The following is a 13,565-nucleotide window of genomic DNA, read 5'->3' as shown; positions in this document are numbered from 1 at the left end:
TCCGGGCTGCCGGATGCACGCATGCGGCGCGCCGGCGCAGGGATTAGTGTCGTACTGAAACACTCTATTTGTCGCCGGTGTTGTCGTGCCGGCCGCGCGCGCATTCCCAACTATCGAGCTTGAGCACAATGAAATTACGGAACAAAATGGCCTTGTGCATGGTGATCGTTTTCACCCTGTTTACGATCGCCCTGGGCGTCGCCATTGCGGGCATGCAAAATGCGACCACGAAGTTCGAAGTGTTCATCAAACAAGATCAAGCCTTCCTCGGCGCCAGCACCACCCTGTATGCGCAGGGCCTGCAAATGGGCCAGGCGCTGCGCAACATCATCCTGGCGCCCGGGAACCAGCAGGGCTACAAGAACCTGAGCGCGGCCCGTGACGAATTTCGCAAGGCCCACGGCAGCGCGGTGGAACTGGCCAGGGACGACCCCAGCGTCTCGCAGACCCTGGCAACGCTGAAAACCTTGCACGAGCGCCAGACCGAGATCCAGGCCGCCGTGGTCGAACTGGCCAAGGCCGACCAGGCCGCCGCCATCAAAAAACTCAACGCCGACGAGACCCCGCTGTGGCGCCAGATGCGCAGCGACTTGCTGGAACTGATCAAGTCGAAAAACGGCGCCGTCGATGCCGCCAAGGGCGAGCTGACCCGCCAGACCCGCGCCACCCTGATCCTGAGCCTGGCGCTGGCGGCCGGCGCCGTGCTGCTGGGCGGCGGGATCGCCTTCTGGCTGACCCGCAACGTCATGCACCAGCTTGGGGGCGAACCGCACTACGCCGCCGCAATCGCCGCCTCGATCGCGGCGGGCGACCTGACGGCCGACATCGTGGTCGATGCCGACGCCGCTCCCGACAGCCTGATGGTCGCCATGCGCACCATGCAGCACAGCCTGGCCGCGCTGGTGATGAAGGTCAGGGCCGGCACCGACACCATCTCGACCGCGTCGAGCGAAATTGCGGCCGGCAACATGGACTTGTCCGGACGCACGGAAGAGCAGGGCAGTTCGCTGGAAGAAACCGCCGCCTCGATGGAAGAATTGACCACCACGGTGCAGCACAACACCGACAGTGTGCGCCAGGCCAACACCCTGGCCACGGCCGCGTCAGACGTGGCGATGCGCGGCGGCGCGGTAGTGGCCGAAGTGGTCGGCACCATGGGCTCGATCAACGAATCGGCCAGGCGCATTGCCGACATCATCGGCGTGATCGACGGCATTGCCTTCCAGACCAACATCCTGGCGCTGAACGCGGCGGTGGAAGCGGCGCGCGCCGGCGAGCAGGGACGCGGGTTCGCGGTGGTGGCGACCGAAGTGCGCAACCTGGCCCAGCGCAGCGCGGCGGCCGCGCGCGAGATCAAGGGCTTGATCGGCGATTCGGTCGAAAAGGTCGAGATCGGCAGCAAGCTGGTCGACACTGCCGGCACGACCATGAAGGAAGTGGTGGCCAGCGTGCGCCGGGTGACCGATATCATGGCCGAGATCACCACCGCCGGCCAGGAGCAGAGCGCCGGCATCGTGCAGGTCAACCAGGCGATCGCGCAGATGGACAAGGTCACCCAGCAAAACGCGGCGCTGGTCGAGCAGGCGGCCGCGGCCGCCGCCTCGATGCAGGAGCAGGCCAGGGAGCTGAGCGCGGTGGTGGGAGCGTTCACGGTGACGGGAGCGGCCCACGCGCCGCGCAAGCTGGCGGCCCGCTCCGCGCCAGTCCACGCCTTGCGTTAGGCGCCAAGCCGGCGACGGGCAGGGTTACGACGCTTCGTCGGCGAGGTAGCCGCGTTCGCGCGCCAGCGGCTCGTTGTCGAACAGCGCCATGGCCGTCGTCATGCGCTTGAAGCCGAAGCGGCGATAGAACGGCTCCTTGCCCGGCACCGCGTACAGCAAGATCTTCTTGTGTCCGTGCGACAGCGCAACCAGCCGGGCGACGATTTGCTTGCCCAAGCCCGTGCCCTGGTATTCCGGCAACACGGCGATATCGCACAGGTAGGACGTATCGACCCCATCGGCCAAAGCGCGGCCCACGCCGACGATGCGTCCATGCGCCCGCACGAAGCAGCAGTAACGGCTGTTGGTAAACACAATGGCAAGCTCGGCCGCAGGCTTGTCGCCGAGCGCGATCTTGTACAGCGCCGACAGATCTTCCCAATCGATTGCATCGAGCGATTCGGTCCATTCCAGTGTCATACGCGCAGCTCCCGTCCGATGGCCGGCCATGGTTGCGGCCAGCCGTTGCGCCATTATAGGACAGTATGTCACGATGGTTTTCGCGCGCCTGCCATGCGCTTGCCGCTGCCGGCCACCACCCCGGCTCCGTCAGTTCGGGAATCTACATTTGCTTCGGCAATTGCCCCAGCAACTGGCGCAAGGCGCCGTGGGCAATCGCCACATCGGGCGAGTCGTGCAGCAGGATGATGTACTTGGTGCGGAACGCGCCCGCCGCCGCCGTGCCCGGACCGACCAGCTCTTCGATTGCCGCGCGCCAGCCGGCGACCGCCTCGCGGGTCAGCGTGTCCGGCTCGTCGAGCGCTTCGTCGAGCGCGGCCATCAGCGCCGACATCGCTTGCAGCCACGCGAAATGGGGATGATTGGTGATCAGTTGCAAGTGCTCCAGCGGGCTGCCGACCGCGCCGAAATACACCGTTTCCACATCGATCAGGGCCTTGTGCAGGGTGCGCAGGGCGCGCGGCACCGCTTGCAGCCTGGCGCGCAGGGCGTCGTTGTCATTCGCTTGATTCATTCGCTTCTTTCGATATCAGGTAACAGGATTCAAGACAAGGTCAGGATGCCGCGCCGCAGCGCGATCGTGGTGGCGTGGGTGCGGTCCCTGGCGCCGAGCTTGGAGAGCACCGCACTCACATGTGCCTTGACGGTTTCTTCCTTGATGGCCAGGCGCACGCCCACTTCGCGGTTCGAGTTGCCGTCCGCGACCAGGCGCAGCACTTCCAGTTCGCGCCCGGACAGGTTGTCGCTGCCGAAGTAGTTGGCCATTTCGGCGGCCACCTCGGCCGGAATGTAGCGGTGCCCGGCGTGTACGCGGGCAATCGCGCCGGCCAGGTTGAGCCGGATCGCGCATTTGAGCAGATAGCCGCAAGCGCCGGCGCCGAGCGCGCGTGCAATGCGGGCGTCGCCCTTGTAGGTGGTCAGCACCAGCACGCGCGCGTTTGGCGCCAGCGCGCGGATCGCCAGCATCGCCTCGTGCCCGCCCATGAGCGGCATTTGCAGGTCCATCAAGGTCACGTCCGGCCGCAGGCGGATGAAGCAGTCGAGCGCTTCTTCACCGTTGGCGGCCTGGCCGACGACCTCGATGCCGCTGTCGCCGGCCAGCAGCGCGACGATGCCTTCGCGCAGCAGGCTGTGGTCGTCGGCGACCAGGACACGGATGGGAGGGAGGACGGCGGACATCGCGCATTGACTTTCTGTTAATGGGTGAGCGCGATCATGCCATGCTTGCGCGCCCGCAGCTTGGATCAGTTTGCTGCGCCGCCGCAATCCCGTATCATGCCGGCATTTTCGCGAGATGGCGTTTGTGTGACCGCATGCCAACGCTGGTCCTGGCGCGTCCTGGCGCTGCTGCTGGTCCTGGCCGCAGCCCTGCCATCCAGGTGCAGGACTTGCGTGCGCACGTGCGCTGGACCTCGGCGCCGGGGCAGGGCAGCGAGATGCGGCTCAGGCTGCCGGGGACCTTGCTGATGTAGCGTGGCTGGCCACGCGTCCTAGCGCACGGTCGCCAGGTAGGCCGCAACGGCGCGCATGTCGGCGTCGCCGAGCTTGACGGCCACTTGTTTCATCGCCGTGGCCAGCGGATTGTTGAATTTGGGCGCGTCGCGGTACACTTTCAACTGTTCCAGCGTGTAACCGGCCGGCTGCGAAGCGATGCGCGGGAACGGCGCCTGGCCGTGGCCCTGCGGCCCGTGGCAGCTGGCGCAGGCCGGGGCGCCCCCGGTACTGCCGTGCTCGAAAATCCGGCGGCCTTGCTGTTCCAGGGCGGCCTCGAGCGATGGCTGGGGCTTGACCGGCTGGGCCGCGTAAAAGGCGGCGAGCTCGCGCATGTCCGGCCCGGTCAGCTGTTCGGCCACGGCGCGCATCTGCGCATGGGGCCGTTCGCCGCTGCGGAAATTATTCAATTGCAGTTCGATATACGCGGCGGACTGGCCCGCCAGATTGGGATACAGCACGGCGGCGGCCGTGTTGCCGGTCGCGCCGTGGCAGGCGGCGCAGCGTTGCAGCAGCGCCGTCGATGGCGCGGCGGCCGCCGCAATGGTGAAGGCCGCGAGCATGAGGGCCAGCGTGGCGCTCGCCCGGCGAAGGAGAAATGCGGTTTGCATGATGGTGTACTTGTCGTCCGAACGGGTGGCAGACGAGTATAGGGTGGCTGGTACAAGCGGCACTTATACTTTGGTATAGCTAACTGGTGGCCATTTAAGGGAAAAGCGTTGAATCAAACAGTCCCGCGTCCAAAAGACGCCATCGTAACCGGGCCGGATACCTGGATAGGACACATCGACCTGAGCGGACGCTATCGGACGGCGGTGAAGATCGACCATTTGATGCCGGAACTGGCGAGCATGTGGGCGGCGCTGGAAACGCAGTGCATGGCCGGGTGCTGCGGCGTACATGCTTTCGATTTTTCAGCGGACGGTGTGGCAGCATCGCTCGGCAAGGTCAATGCCGCGCGCAGCTGCGAGGCGCTGGCACGACTGCGCAATGATTTGCTCGCCCTGCGCGGCGAGGTCGTCTCGAGCAACGCGTTGAATATGAATATCGACAAGAGCGAATTCCTGGAATTGCTCAGCCATTTTGACAAATGTTATCGCGCTGCAATACCCTCCCATCGCGACAAGCGTTAGCGGCGGCCTGTATGTCGCCATTGCGTGAATGCCCGCTTGTTTTTGGCTGTCTGTGAAATAGAGAATGATGAAAACCCTGAACAAAGCCCTCGCCGCGTTGGTACTTTCTGCATGGGGCGCTTCCGCGTCTGCCGCACAGGCGTGCGATGAGCAGGCTTTGCATGCGCTGGGCGCTTTTCTGAAGCGCGACCGGTTCGTCGCCGGCGCCGAGCGCCGGATTTTGGCCAGCACCTGTAAAGTGCTGCCGAACGATCCGCACACCACCGCCGCGTCCATGATCATCTGCGGCGAGCCGCGCGACGCGGAGAACAAGGACGAGAGACTCAGTGTGTCGCTGATCCGCTACGACGGCCAGCAATACGCTATCAAGCCCTACGAGCTCGCAAAAGAGAAGTGGTTCAAGCGATGACGGCGCGTTCCATGCACCCGGAGCGTTCGCAATTTCACCTCATCGACAGGACACCTTATCATGCACATCGAAAAATTTGGAATGGGTATCTTCTATATCCATGATTTCCTTACCCCGGAAGAATGCGCGCGCCACATCGCCGAGAGCGAAACGATCGGCTACACGGCGGCCGGCCTGACTACCGGCAGCGGCGAGATGATGGCGTTCGATTTCCGCAATAACGACCGCATCATCTACGATAACGCCGCGCTGGCCGGGCAGTTGTACCAGCGTGCCGCGCCCTTCCTGCCCCCGCAGCAGCGCGACTGGGAACTGAGCGGGTTTAACGAACGCTTCCGGTTCTACCGTTATCAGGACGAGCAGTTCTTCAAGGCGCACATGGACGGCAGCTACGAGCGCAGCGAATCGGAGGTCAGTTTCCTGACCATCCTGTTTTATCTGAACGACGATTTCACTGGTGGCCATACCGATTTTGCGTGGGAGAGCATCAAGCCCAAAGCCGGTTCCGCCCTGGTCTTCCCGCACCGGCAAATGCATCAGGGTTCGCCCGTGGAAAGTGGCACCAAATACGTCTTGCGCACCGATATCATGTACCGCGAAGCGGCCGGCGCGATCCCCGGCGCAGCCTGATTCTGCTAAGCTGCGGCTCCCGATCACGTCACAAGAAACAACGATGGCCATTAAACTGAACCAGGAAACCGAGGAGCGCCTGCTGTCGTCGCTGCAGCGCTATTGCATGAAGAATTTCGATGAAGAGGTGGGCGTGCTCAAGGCGCGCCTGCTGCTCGATTTTTGCCTGCGCGAAATCGGCCCGTCGATCTACAACCAGGCCGTGCAGGATGCGCAAGCGGTGATGCAGGAAAAGATCGCCGAAATCGATACCAACTGCTACGAGAGCGAATTCGGCTACTGGACCAAAAAATAGCGCCTCAGCCCCTGCGCTCGATGATCTTCCGCATCACCTCGATCAGCGCATGCATGTCGTAGGGCTTGCTGAGCACCAGGTCGCCCGGCGCCACGCCCGGGTGGATCTGCCCGGTGGCAAACACCACCGCCAGCTCCGGCAGGATCGCCCGCACTTTCTCTGCCAGCACATTGCCCGGCAAGCCGGGCAGGCCAATATCGGTCAGCATCACGTCGAAGCCGCTGCGCGCCACCGCGTCGAGCGCGGCCTGGGCATCGGTGGCGTATTCCACCGCGTGCCCCATCAGCTTGAGCATCTCGAAGGTGATTTCGCCGACCGCCGGCTCGTCTTCGACCAGCAGCACGCGCAGCGGCGCCGGCGCCGGCGCCAGGATGGCCGCTTGCTCCGGCAGGGCGACCAGTTTCTGCTTCTGGTTGGCCAGCACATGGCGGATTTTCCTGGCCAGCGCTTCGCGCGTGTAGGGCTTGCCCAGCAGTTCCACGCCGGCGTCGACCCGCCCGCCATGCACGATGGCGTTCTCGGTGTAGCCGGACGTAAATAACACCGCCAGTTGCGGCAAGCGCTCGCGGGCCTTGCGCGCCAGGTCCGGGCTGCGCAGCGGGCCTGGCATGACCACATCGGTAAACAGCAAGTCGACCTGCACGCCGCTGTCGATCACGGCCAGCGCGCTGGCGGCGTCGCTGGCCTTGAGCACGCGGTAGCCGAGCTCGCTCAGCATGTCCACCACGGTGGCGCGCACGCTGTCGTCGTCTTCCGCCACCAAAATGGTTTCGGTGCCGCCGACATACACGGAATCGACCGGCATCGCCTGCGCCTCTTCCATCTCGAACGAGCGTGGCAGGTAGATGCGGACGGTGGTGCCGTGTCCCTCTTCGCTGTCAATCTTGACGTGCCCGCCGGATTGCTTCACAAAACCGTACACCATCGACAAGCCCAGCCCGGTTCCCTGGCCCTCCGGCTTGGTCGAGAAGAAGGGCTCGAACGCCTGCGCCAGCACCTCCGGCGTCATGCCCTTGCCGCTGTCGCTCACGGCCAGCATCACGTACTGCCCGGCGTCGACTTCCGGGTGGCAACTGGCGTACAGCTCATCGAGCACGGCGTTGCCGACTTCAATGCTCAGGCGGCCGCGCCCGTCCATGGCGTCGCGCGCGTTGATCGCCAGGTTCAGCAGCGCGTTTTCGACCTGGGCCGTATCGACCAGGGTGTTCCACAAGCCGTCCGCGATCACGGTGTCGATATCGATCGCTTCGCCCAGGCTGCGGCGCAGCATGTCTTCCATGCCGAGCACGAAGCTGCCGACCTTGACCACCTTCGGTTCGAGCGCCTGGCGCCGCCCGAAGGCGAGCAGGTAGCTGGCCAGCTTGGCGCCGCGCCCGACCCCGGCCATGGCGTTTTCCACCCTCTGGGCCGCGCGCGGGTTGCCTTGCACATCGTTCGACAGCAATTGCAGGTTGCCGGAGATAACTTGCAGCAGGTTGTTGAAATCGTGCGCCACGCCGCCGGTCAGCTTGCCGATGGTTTCCATTTTCTGGGCCTGCTGCAATGCCAGCTCGGTCTGGCGCATCGCTGCGGCGGCCTGGCGCTCGGCCGTGATGTCGCGCCCGACCGCGTGGATGAATTCCTTGTCGGGCGCGGCGCTCCACGACAGGGTGCTATAGCCGCCATCGCGCCGGCGGTAGCGGTTCTCGAAGCGGAACGTGGCCGCGCCCGTACTCAGCGCGCTCACTTGTTGCGCGGTGGCGGCGCGGTCGTCCGGGTGAACCAGGTCCATGAACGACTGTCCGACCACGCTGTCGGCATCCCAGCCCAGCATCGCGCTGAAGGCGGGATTGGCGGCGATGATGCGGGCCTTGAAATCGGCCACCAGCATGATGTCGGTCGACAGGCGCCACATGCGGTCGCGCTCGGCGGTGCGGGCGCTGACCTGCTCGGCCAGCGTGCTGTTGAGCCGTTCGAGCGCCAGCGCGCTGCTCTTGTGGTCGTCGATGTCGGTGTTGGTGCCGATCCAGCTGATCAGTTCGCCACTGTCGCTGAAGATCGGCAAGGCGCGCGACAGGTGCCAGCGGAAGGCCCCATCGGCGCGGCGCAGGCGAAATTGCGTCTCGTACACGGCGCGCTCGGCGATGGCCTGGCGCCACAGCGCGGCGGCGGCGTCCAGGTCGTGCTCGTAGACCAGGCTGGCCCACCCGTCGCCATCGAGCTCGCCCTTGGCCGCGCCGCTGTAGGCGTACACGCGCTCGTTGAACCAGTCGAGGTAACCGTCGGCGCGCGCCGACCAGACGTGGTTGGGCATGGCCTGGGCCCAGACCTGGAACTTGCGTTCGTTGGCGCGGGTCATCCGTTCGGCGTCGACGCGCTCGGTCACGTCGGTGCCCTGCACGAACACGCCCCAGATCGCGCCCTTGTCGTCGCGCACCGGCTGGTAGACGAAGTCGAGGTAGACCTGGCGCGCCGGCGCGGCCTCGGTGGCCGAGATGGCAAAGGCGACGTCGTTGCCACGAAACGCTTCGCCGCTGCTGAACATGCGGTCGAGGTGCGCGATAAAGCCCTGTTCCGCCGCTTCCGGCAGCACCTCGCGCACGGTGCGCCCGATCAGGTCGCGCTTGCCGACCAGGTCGAGATAGGCGTTGTTGGCCAGGATGAATTCGTGCTGCGGGCCGCCGAGCAGCGCCATGAAGCCGGGCGCCTGTTCGAACATGCTGTGCAGGCGGCCGATCTCGCCGCGCGCGTGGCGTTCGGCCAGCACCTTGGCGGTGGTGTCGATGACGATCGCGATCACGCCATCGATCCGGCCATGGTCGCCCTGCACCGGCGAATAGTCGAGATTGAGCCAGAACTGTTCGAGCACGCCGTTGCGGGTCCAGCGCAGTTCCTGGTCGCGGTAGCTGAGAGCGCCGCCGGCCAGCACCACCGACAGCACCTGCCGGTTGAACTCGGCCACATCGGGAAAGCTGGCGCACACCGGCGTGCCCAGGATGGCAGGATGGTTTTCTCCGGCAAACACCGAATACGCAGCGTTGTACAGCATGACGCCGTCCGGTCCCCACAGCAGCGTCATTGCAACGGGCGAGCGCAGCATCAGCGCGACGCTGGTCTTGAGCGCTTGCGGCCACAGCGCGATCGGCCCCAGCGAGGTGTTCGCCCAGTCGACGGCGGCGAAGGCGGCGCCCATGCCGCCCGCGTCCGAAAGAAAGGCGGGAAGGCGGGCAGGGGTGGCGGGATCGGTCATGAAGGCGGGCGGTAATGTGAACGGCTGGGGGCGCCGCGAGAGCCGAAAATTATACCGTTTGGAATGAGTATTTACCATCGACACTGCGTGCGCGGCCGCCCGGCGCACTCCCGCCCCGCTGCGCCGGCAGCCGGTGTTGTATTTTGATTCGTCAACAGACGCCGGCGCAGGGCGCGCACGGCTTACGGCATGCGGTCGATCAAGTCCTTGATCGAGCCCGGATTGACCGGCTTGACGAAATAATGGTCGAATCCGGCGCCCAGCGAGCGCTGCTTGTCGTAGGCCTGGCCGTAACCGGTCAGTGCGATCAGCACCGCGCCCGAGGTATCGGGCAAGCGTCGCAGGTTTTCCGCCAGCACGTTGCCGTTCATGCCAGGCAGGCCGATGTCGAGCACGCAGACCTGCGGTCGCAGTTCGCGCGCCAGGTTCAGCGCGGCGTACGGATCGGTGGCGATGGTCACCTCGTAGCCGGACAGTTGGAGATAGGTGCCGAGCGTGTCGGCGGCGTCGGCATTGTCGTCGACGATCAGGATGTGGGGACGGGTCGTTGCCGACGGCGTCGGGCTGGAGGCGAGGGTTTGTGGCTGCACTGTGTACACCTTTTGGTCTTCGGTTTGATCACGAATCGGGCCGGCAGGGCGGCGTTGAAGCGGCGCATGCGCGGGTCCGTTAGTTTCCTATGTTACAGGTGATCCCGCCGCGCGGCGCCGTTTGCACGCCCTGCATACAGCGGGAATCCCCAACAATGTTCATATGTTAAGCTTTTTTACAAAATAGTCGCGTTCGCTTGCACGGATGTGTTACACGCGCCATGCACCTGCTGCCGGGTAATTGGGCGGCGACAAGGTAGAATGGCGCTCGTGGCGTTCTGCCCACATGCCATCATTGCTGAAAAACCACACCGATGCGACTCACCTTCAATCCAGCAACGCTCAAGTTCCGCCTGACCGTGCTGGTGATCGGCCTGGTGCTGCTGGCCACCAGCGTGCTGACCTTTGTGTCGCTGTACCTGGCCGAGCGCCAGATGCGCGATGTGATCGGCTCGCAGCAGGTGGCGCTGTTGTCGAGCGCGGCCGCCTACATCGACGCCGACCTGGAGGCGCGCCAGACGCTCCTCAAAACCCTGCGCGAGGAACTCGGCCGCACCGACGGCAAGCCGGACGGCGGCCTGCAAGCCTTCCTGGAAGCGCATTCCGGCTTGCGCGACGAGTTCTTCAATGTGGTGCTGCTCGACGGCGGCGGCACCATGCTGGCAAATATGAACGACCGTCGCACCAACAACACGGTCAACTTCGGCAAACGCGCTTACTTTACCGACACCGTCGCCGCGCGCGAGGGCGTCATTTCGCGCCCGTTCAAGAGCGCTTTGTCGGGCAAGCCGGTGATCCTGATCACCGAACCCGTGTACGACGCCGACGGCAAGCTGGTGTTGATGCTGGGCGGCGCCATCGACCTGCAGCGGCCACGCTTTTTCGGCCAACTTGCCACGCTCGGCTCGGGCGCCACCGGCTACCTGTTCATGCTCACCAGCGACGGCACGGTGATCCACCACCCGAACAAGGAACGCATCCTGCAACGCGTGCAGGACGAGGCGGGCGGCGTGACGCCGTCCACCAAGGCCGCGCTGGGCGGTTTCGAAGGCTGGGTCGAAAGCCCCACCAAGCGAGGGGTACGCGCGCTGATCACCTACAAGCGCCTGCGCAAGACCGACTGGATCGTCGGCGCCGTGTACCCGGTCGAGGAAGCGTTTACGCCGCTGATCCGGATGCGTCCGACCGCACTGCTGGCCTCGGTCGCGGTGGCGGCGCTGGCCGGACTGGCCGGCTGGCTGGCCATCCTGCGCTTGCTGCGTCCGCTGGGCGAACTGCGCGGGCATGTGGCCGGGATGGTTGACGGCACGGTCGGGATCGACGTGTTCAACGTGCGCCGGCGCGACGAATTCGGCGAACTGAGCCGCGCTTTCTTCACGCTCTCGCAACAGCGCCAGGAGGCCGAAATCAAGCTCGCCGCCCAGGCCCGCACCGACATCCTGACCGGCATCGACAACCGCCGCATGTTCGAGGAAACCTTCGCCGCCGCGCTGGCCCGCGCCGCGCGCGCCGACAGCGTGGTCGCGCTGGCCTACCTCGACATCGACCATTTCAAGGCCATCAACGACACCTATGGCCATAAGGGCGGCGACGAGGTTCTGGTCGAGTTCGCAAAACGCCTGCGCGCGGCGGTGCGCTCGACCGACAGCGTGGCGCGCCTGGCCGGCGACGAATTCGTGGCGATCTTCGAAGGCGTGAGCAATGATGCCGAACCGGCAATCCTGGCCGGGAAAATCCTCGACATGGCGCGCACGCCCTTCCTGTGCGCCGGCAAGCAGGTGCAGGTGACGACCAGCGTCGGCATCGCCATCGGCGGCGGTGGCGCCAGCATGGAAGATTACCTGGCGCTGTCGGACGAGGCCCTGTACGCGGCCAAGGCCGACGGGCGCAACCGCTTCGCCATCGGCCGCCTCGACCCGGCGCTGGCGCAGGGGGCGCGCGCATCCGTCCGTGCCGGCCGCTGATAGCGGGCGCCGCAAGCGGGCGCCGCAAGCAGGCACGCAAGCGGGAGCGATAATGCTTGATTGCAGGTAACTCCGGCGTTAAGCTCTGCGTACAAGCACAATCTCGAAGGAATCTTTCATGAGCACACAATGCGACGCTTGCCCGGAATGCGCGCCCTTGCGCGCCAGGCTGGCTGAAAAAGAGCAGGAAATCCTGGACCTGACCGAGTCGCTGACGCGCCACGACACCCTGACCGGCGCGCTGAACCGGCGGGCGCTGACCGAACTGGTGGCCGAAGAGCTGCAGCGCTCCTCGCGCACCGGCCAGCCGTTCTGCGTGGCCATGATCGGCATCGACCATATGAAAGAGGTCAACCAGCAGTTCGGCCACGACAGCGGCGACGCCGTGCTGCAGGCGGTCACCCGCTCGGCCACCGAGCTGCTGCGCACGCTGGACCGTTTCGGCCGCATCGAGAGCGATGAATTCGGCATCATCCTGCCGGCCACCTGGCTGCACCAGGGGGTGCTGGCGATGAACCGCCTCAACGCCAAGGTTGCCGCGTTCGACTGGGAAACCGTCACGCCGGGCCGCACGATCACGTTTTCGACCGGGCTGACCACCAATGCGCCGGCCGAAACGGCCGAGATGATGATCCAGCGCGCCGAAAAAGCCATGGCCGAAGCCAAGCGGGACGGGCGCAACCGGATCGTGCAGATCGAGCAGGAGTTGCCTGCCGGCCTGTTCGCCGCGATGGACGATATGTAACTAGCGCGGTTTACGCAATCCGGCCAGCTTGCTTTCGAGCGAGGCGGCCGAGACCGCGCCCAGGTGCGAGTTGGCAAGCCTGCCGCCGGCGTCGTAGAACAGGGTGGTCGGCAGCGCGCTCGAACCCACCTCGCGCCCGATGGCCGACCCGCTGTCGAGCAGCACGTTCTCCAGCGCCACCTGGCTGCCGTTCAGGTAAGCCATCACGCTCTGGCCATCTTCCCCCTGGTTGACGAAAACAAACACCACATCGCGGTTGCGTTGCTGGGCGCTGGCCAACAGCGGCATCTCCTGGCGGCAGGGCGGGCACCAGCTGGCCCACAGGTTGAGCACCAGCGGCCGCCCCTGCGCCAGCGCGGCCAGGCTGACCGGGGCGCCGCCCGGCGTGTCCAGCGCCACGGTCGGCAAGGGCTTGCGCTCGCTCAGGTTCAGCAGCAGCGGCGCGCCCGAGGTACACCACGCCAGCGCGCCGGCCAGCATGCCGGCCGCCAGCGGATTGCGCAGGCGCGGCTGCCCGAGCATGCGCCAGGCGCCGAAGGCCAGGGCGGCCAGCAGCACCGCCCACGGCGTAAAGCCGCCATCGCGGATGTCGATGATCGACAGCGGCGCGGTGCGGTACTGCGCGAACCAGCTGGCCACGAACACGATCCGGCCCGCCACCAGGCCGGCCAGCAGCATGTCGAGCAGCACCTTTCCGGTCTTGACCTTCTGATGGCGACCAACCCAGTTGCCGACGCCGCATGCTATAAGTAGCGATATCAGCAACAGCAAGTGCGTGGTCTGGAAGCTGAATGGCCCGAGGCTGACGTTCATGGCAGGTTTCTTTTCATGGGCGGGTCCGTAGGGAAAACATTAACATT

15 protein-coding genes are annotated in these 13,565 nt (G+C 65.4%); 8 read left to right on the top strand and 7 right to left on the bottom strand.

Going from position 1 to position 13,565, the window contains the following annotated elements; translation table 11 throughout:
* The first annotated feature begins 128 nt into the window (after positions 1-128).
* Positions 129-1,721: a methyl-accepting chemotaxis protein gene (locus tag F1735_RS12965; RefSeq protein WP_167237317.1), complete on the top strand. Its 1,593-nt coding sequence runs from the start codon at positions 129-131 to the stop codon at positions 1,719-1,721.
* Between the two features lie 24 nt (positions 1,722-1,745).
* Here F1735_RS12965 and F1735_RS12960 read toward each other — a convergent pair whose 3' ends face one another.
* The 3 genes from F1735_RS12960 to F1735_RS12950 form a co-directional block, all read right to left on the bottom strand.
* Complete coding sequence (locus F1735_RS12960; protein ID WP_167237316.1) at positions 1,746-2,180, bottom strand: GNAT family N-acetyltransferase; 435 nt, start codon at positions 2,178-2,180, stop codon at positions 1,746-1,748.
* Between the two features lie 142 nt (positions 2,181-2,322).
* Positions 2,323-2,733, bottom strand: coding sequence for a hypothetical protein (locus F1735_RS12955; RefSeq protein WP_167237315.1), 411 nt, complete (start codon positions 2,731-2,733; stop codon positions 2,323-2,325).
* 29 nt (positions 2,734-2,762) lie between these two features.
* Positions 2,763-3,398, bottom strand: coding sequence for a response regulator (locus F1735_RS12950; RefSeq protein WP_167237314.1), 636 nt, complete (start codon positions 3,396-3,398; stop codon positions 2,763-2,765).
* A 134-nt stretch (positions 3,399-3,532) separates the two neighbouring features.
* Here F1735_RS12950 and F1735_RS12945 point away from each other — a divergent pair, with 134 nt between their 5' ends.
* Positions 3,533-3,691, top strand: a complete 159-nt coding sequence (locus tag F1735_RS12945) for a hypothetical protein (protein ID WP_167237313.1) — start codon at positions 3,533-3,535, stop codon at positions 3,689-3,691.
* Between the two features lie 18 nt (positions 3,692-3,709).
* On the opposite strand, the gene F1735_RS12940 is transcribed toward F1735_RS12945, so the two are convergent.
* Positions 3,710-4,321, bottom strand: a complete 612-nt coding sequence (locus tag F1735_RS12940; protein ID WP_167237312.1) for a c-type cytochrome — start codon at positions 4,319-4,321, stop codon at positions 3,710-3,712.
* Positions 4,322-4,525: 204 nt separating this feature from the next.
* Between F1735_RS12940 and F1735_RS12935 the strand changes: the two genes are divergently transcribed.
* The 4 genes from F1735_RS12935 to F1735_RS12920 all read left to right on the top strand — a co-directional run bounded on the left by F1735_RS12935 (position 4,526) and on the right by F1735_RS12920 (position 6,177).
* Positions 4,526-4,843, top strand: a complete 318-nt coding sequence (locus F1735_RS12935; RefSeq protein WP_167237311.1) for a DUF6331 family protein — start codon at positions 4,526-4,528, stop codon at positions 4,841-4,843.
* A 67-nt stretch (positions 4,844-4,910) separates the two neighbouring features.
* Positions 4,911-5,252 carry a hypothetical protein gene (locus F1735_RS12930; RefSeq protein ID WP_167237310.1) on the top strand — a complete coding sequence of 114 codons (342 nt, stop codon included), beginning with the start codon at positions 4,911-4,913 and terminating at the stop codon, positions 5,250-5,252.
* A 60-nt stretch (positions 5,253-5,312) separates the two neighbouring features.
* Entirely contained in the window at positions 5,313-5,882 is a 570-nt protein-coding gene (locus F1735_RS12925) for a 2OG-Fe(II) oxygenase (protein WP_167237309.1), read from the top strand.
* Between the two features lie 43 nt (positions 5,883-5,925).
* The gene (locus tag F1735_RS12920; protein ID WP_166884494.1) at positions 5,926-6,177 is read left to right on the top strand and encodes a DUF2164 domain-containing protein; all 252 of its coding nucleotides are present in this window, start codon (positions 5,926-5,928) and stop codon (positions 6,175-6,177) included.
* Between the two features lie 4 nt (positions 6,178-6,181).
* On the opposite strand, the gene F1735_RS12915 is transcribed toward F1735_RS12920, so the two are convergent.
* Positions 6,182-9,406, bottom strand: coding sequence for a hybrid sensor histidine kinase/response regulator (locus F1735_RS12915; RefSeq protein ID WP_167237308.1), 3,225 nt, complete (start codon positions 9,404-9,406; stop codon positions 6,182-6,184).
* 182 nt (positions 9,407-9,588) lie between these two features.
* A complete protein-coding gene (locus F1735_RS12910; RefSeq protein ID WP_167237307.1) occupies positions 9,589-9,996 on the bottom strand; it encodes a response regulator in 408 nt (135 codons plus the stop codon).
* A gap of 314 nt (positions 9,997-10,310) precedes the next feature.
* Between F1735_RS12910 and F1735_RS12905 the strand changes: the two genes are divergently transcribed.
* Together F1735_RS12905 and F1735_RS12900 are read left to right on the top strand one after the other, a co-directional pair.
* Entirely contained in the window at positions 10,311-11,960 is a 1,650-nt protein-coding gene (locus tag F1735_RS12905; protein WP_167237306.1) for a sensor domain-containing diguanylate cyclase, read from the top strand.
* A 118-nt stretch (positions 11,961-12,078) separates the two neighbouring features.
* Positions 12,079-12,705 (top strand): GGDEF domain-containing protein, encoded by a 627-nt coding sequence (locus F1735_RS12900; RefSeq protein WP_167237305.1) that lies wholly within the window; start codon positions 12,079-12,081, stop codon positions 12,703-12,705.
* On the opposite strand, the gene F1735_RS12895 is transcribed toward F1735_RS12900, so the two are convergent.
* The gene (locus F1735_RS12895; protein WP_167237304.1) at positions 12,706-13,518 is read right to left on the bottom strand and encodes a TlpA disulfide reductase family protein; all 813 of its coding nucleotides are present in this window, start codon (positions 13,516-13,518) and stop codon (positions 12,706-12,708) included.
* Between the last annotated feature and the right edge of the window lie 47 nt (positions 13,519-13,565).

This window comes from Massilia genomosp. 1, from assembly GCF_011682185.1.
Taxonomy (GTDB): domain Bacteria; phylum Pseudomonadota; class Gammaproteobacteria; order Burkholderiales; family Burkholderiaceae_D; genus Telluria_A; species Telluria_A rubra.
This window is presented reverse-complemented; position numbering and strand designations above follow the sequence as displayed.

Coding starts and splice junctions, on each gene's coding strand:
- F1735_RS12915 (WP_167237308.1), bottom strand. CDS start 9,406: ATGACCGATCCCGCCACCCCTGCCCGCCTTCCCGCCTTTCTTTCGGAC.
- F1735_RS12955 (WP_167237315.1), bottom strand. CDS start 2,733: ATGAATCAAGCGAATGACAACGACGCCCTGCGCGCCAGGCTGCAAGCG.
- F1735_RS12900 (WP_167237305.1), top strand. CDS start 12,079: ATGAGCACACAATGCGACGCTTGCCCGGAATGCGCGCCCTTGCGCGCC.
- F1735_RS12965 (WP_167237317.1), top strand. CDS start 129: ATGAAATTACGGAACAAAATGGCCTTGTGCATGGTGATCGTTTTCACC.
- F1735_RS12945 (WP_167237313.1), top strand. CDS start 3,533: ATGCCAACGCTGGTCCTGGCGCGTCCTGGCGCTGCTGCTGGTCCTGGC.
- F1735_RS12920 (WP_166884494.1), top strand. CDS start 5,926: ATGGCCATTAAACTGAACCAGGAAACCGAGGAGCGCCTGCTGTCGTCG.
- F1735_RS12895 (WP_167237304.1), bottom strand. CDS start 13,518: ATGAACGTCAGCCTCGGGCCATTCAGCTTCCAGACCACGCACTTGCTG.
- F1735_RS12940 (WP_167237312.1), bottom strand. CDS start 4,321: ATGCAAACCGCATTTCTCCTTCGCCGGGCGAGCGCCACGCTGGCCCTC.
- F1735_RS12960 (WP_167237316.1), bottom strand. CDS start 2,180: ATGACACTGGAATGGACCGAATCGCTCGATGCAATCGATTGGGAAGAT.
- F1735_RS12950 (WP_167237314.1), bottom strand. CDS start 3,398: ATGTCCGCCGTCCTCCCTCCCATCCGTGTCCTGGTCGCCGACGACCAC.
- F1735_RS12925 (WP_167237309.1), top strand. CDS start 5,313: ATGCACATCGAAAAATTTGGAATGGGTATCTTCTATATCCATGATTTC.
- F1735_RS12905 (WP_167237306.1), top strand. CDS start 10,311: ATGCGACTCACCTTCAATCCAGCAACGCTCAAGTTCCGCCTGACCGTG.
- F1735_RS12930 (WP_167237310.1), top strand. CDS start 4,911: ATGAAAACCCTGAACAAAGCCCTCGCCGCGTTGGTACTTTCTGCATGG.